Origin of the sequence: Saccharopolyspora sp. (genome assembly GCF_017434145.1) — a bacterium.
Taxonomy (GTDB): Bacteria; Actinomycetota; Actinomycetes; order Mycobacteriales; family Pseudonocardiaceae; genus Saccharopolyspora_C; species Saccharopolyspora_C galaxeae.
Genome location: NZ_JAFRFW010000392.1, coordinates 1 through 2,739, shown reverse-complemented (window position 1 = coordinate 2,739; position 2,739 = coordinate 1). Strand labels below are relative to the sequence as shown.

General features: G+C 73.0%; 1 protein-coding gene. It reads left to right on the top strand.

The annotated features are described in order from the left end of the window. Window positions 1-2,739, top strand: a 2,739-nt coding sequence (locus IJH84_RS10630) for a type I polyketide synthase (protein ID WP_295143396.1), incomplete at both ends; no start/stop codon positions are given.

Genomic DNA, 2,739 nt, shown 5'->3' with positions numbered 1-2,739 from the left:
GATCGTCGAGCCCGCCCGCTGGGACCCCGTCGAGCGGGTGCTCATCACCGGCGGACCCGGCGGCCTCGGCGCCGAGGTCGCGCGGCACCTGGTCAACGAGCGCGGCGTGCGGCGGCTGCTGCTGGTCAGCCGCAGTGGCGGGGAAGCGCCCGGCGTGGTGCCGCTGGTCGCCGAACTCACCGCGATGGACGCCGATGTGCAGGTCGCGGCCTGCGACGTCGCGCAGCGCGCCGAGGTCGCCGACCTGCTCGCCCGGTACGACGTCGGTGCCGTGGTGCACGCGGCGGGGGTGCTCGACGACGGCGTGCTCGAAACGCTCACCGAGGACCGGTTGTCCGCGGTGCTGCGGCCGAAGGTCGACGCGGCCTGGCACTTGCACGAACTCGCCGGGGAGCTGTCGGCGTTCGTGCTGTTCTCCTCACTGGCCGGGACGCTCGGCTCGGCCGCTCAGGGCAATTACGCCGCCGCCAACGCCTTCCTGGACGCGCTGGCCGCGCATCGTCGCGCGACCGGCCTGCCTGCGGTTTCGCTGGCTTGGGGCCCGTGGGCGAATTCCGCCGGAATGACCGGGAATCTCAGCGGATCCGAGCTGGATCGGATGGAGCGGGCCGGGCTGCCGCCGCTCGCGATCGAGCAGGGACTGCGAATGTTCGACCGGGCCACCGGCGCGGCGGACGCGGTCGTCGTGCCCGCCCGACTGGACTTGGGCGCGCTGCGGGAACAGGACGGGCTCCCGGCGGTGTTGCGCGGCTTGGTGCGCGGGCGCACCAAGCGCGCCGGCGCAGGTGGCGCGGTGTCGCGAGCACTGGCCGATCGGCTCGGTGGGCTGTCCGAAGCCGAGCGGGCCGCCACGCTGCTGCAACTGGTACGCGGCCGGATCGCGCAGGTGCTCGGCCACACCGACGGTGCGGAAGTGCCTGCGCGGCGCGCTTTCCAGGAACTCGGATTCGACTCGCTGACCGCGGTGGAGCTGCGCAACGGCCTCAACGCGGACACCGGGCTGCAGCTGCCCGCGACGGTCGTGTTCGACCACCCGAACGCCGAGGAGCTGGCCCGGCATCTCGCCGCCGAGCTGTTCGGCGAGACCGGCGTGGTGCCCGCCGACGTGCTCGCGCCGGTCGCCGACGACCCGGTCGTGATCGTGGGCATGGCCTGCCGCTACCCGGGCGGGGTGAGCTCGCCCGAGGACCTGTGGCGGCTGGTCGCCGAGGGCGGTGACGCGATCACGGAGTTCCCCGCCGACCGCGGCTGGCAGCTCGACGAGCTCTACCACCCGGACCCGGACCACCGCGGCACCTCCTACACCCGCCACGGCGGATTCCTGCGCGACGCGGCGGAATTCGACCCGGGCTTCTTCGGCATGAGCCCGCGGGAAGCGGTCGCCACCGACGCGCAGCAACGCCTGCTGCTGGAGGTCTCCTGGGAGGCGGTCGAGCGCGCCGGGATGGACCCGAGCGCGCTGCGCGGCAGCCGCACCGGCGTGTTCGCCGGGGTGATGTACAACGACTACGGCACGCTGCTCGGCGGCGAGGAGTTCGAGGGCTACCAGGGCAGCGGCAGCGCGGGCAGCGTCGCCTCCGGCCGGGTGTCCTACACGTTCGGCTTCGAGGGACCGGCGGTCACGGTGGACACCGCGTGCTCGTCGTCGCTGGTCGGGATGCACTTGGCCGCGCAGGCGCTGCGGGCGGGGGAGTGCTCGCTCGCGCTCGCCGGCGGCGTCGCGGTGATGTCCACGCCGAGCACGTTCGTCGAATTCTCCCGCCAGCGCGGGCTTTCCCCTGACGGCCGCTGCCGCTCGTTCTCGGCGGATGCGGACGGCGTCGGCTGGTCCGAGGGCGTCGGCATGGTCGTGCTGGAGCGAATGTCCGACGCTCAGCGCAACGGGCATCGCGTGCTGGCGGTGCTGCGCGGCTCGGCGGTGAACCAGGACGGTGCGTCGAACGGGCTCACCGCGCCGAACGGGCCGTCACAGCAGCGGGTGATCCGGCAGGCGTTGGCGAGCGCTGGTCTGTCCACTAAGGACGTGGATGCGGTCGAAGCGCACGGAACCGGTACCACGCTGGGTGATCCGATCGAGGCGCAGGCGCTGCTGGCGACCTACGGGCAGGACCGGGACACGCCGCTCATGCTGGGCTCGGTGAAGTCCAACATCGGGCACGCGCAGGCCGCGGCCGGGGTGGCGGGCGTGATCAAGATGGTCATGGCCATGCGGCACGGGCGGCTTCCGCGCACGCTGCACGCCGACGAGCCTTCGCCGCACGTCGACTGGGAATCCGGGCAGGTGCGGCTGCTCGCCGAGCACGCCCCTTGGCCGGAGCCGATCCAGCGGCGCCGCGCCGGGGTCTCGTCGTTCGGCATCAGCGGCACCAACGCGCACCTGATCCTGGAACAGCCGGACCCGGAACCGGAGCGTGCGGAACCGTCATTTTCGGTGGTGCCGTGGGTGCTCTCGGCGCGTTCCGAGGAGGCGCTGCGGGACCAGGCCGCGCAGCTGGCCGCGCACCTCAGCGATGAGCACCCGGCCGACATCTCACGCTCGCTCGGCGTCCGCACCGATTTCGAGTACCGAGCGGCGGTGCTGACCGATTCCACAGCGGACGGTGCCGACCTGCTGCGTGCACTGGCCTCCGGCGAAGCCTCGGGTGTTGTGCGCGGGCATGCCGTGGAAGGCGGGCTCGGTTTCGTGTTCGCCGGTCAGGGTGCGCAGCGGCTCGGCATGGGCCGGGAGTTGTACGGGCG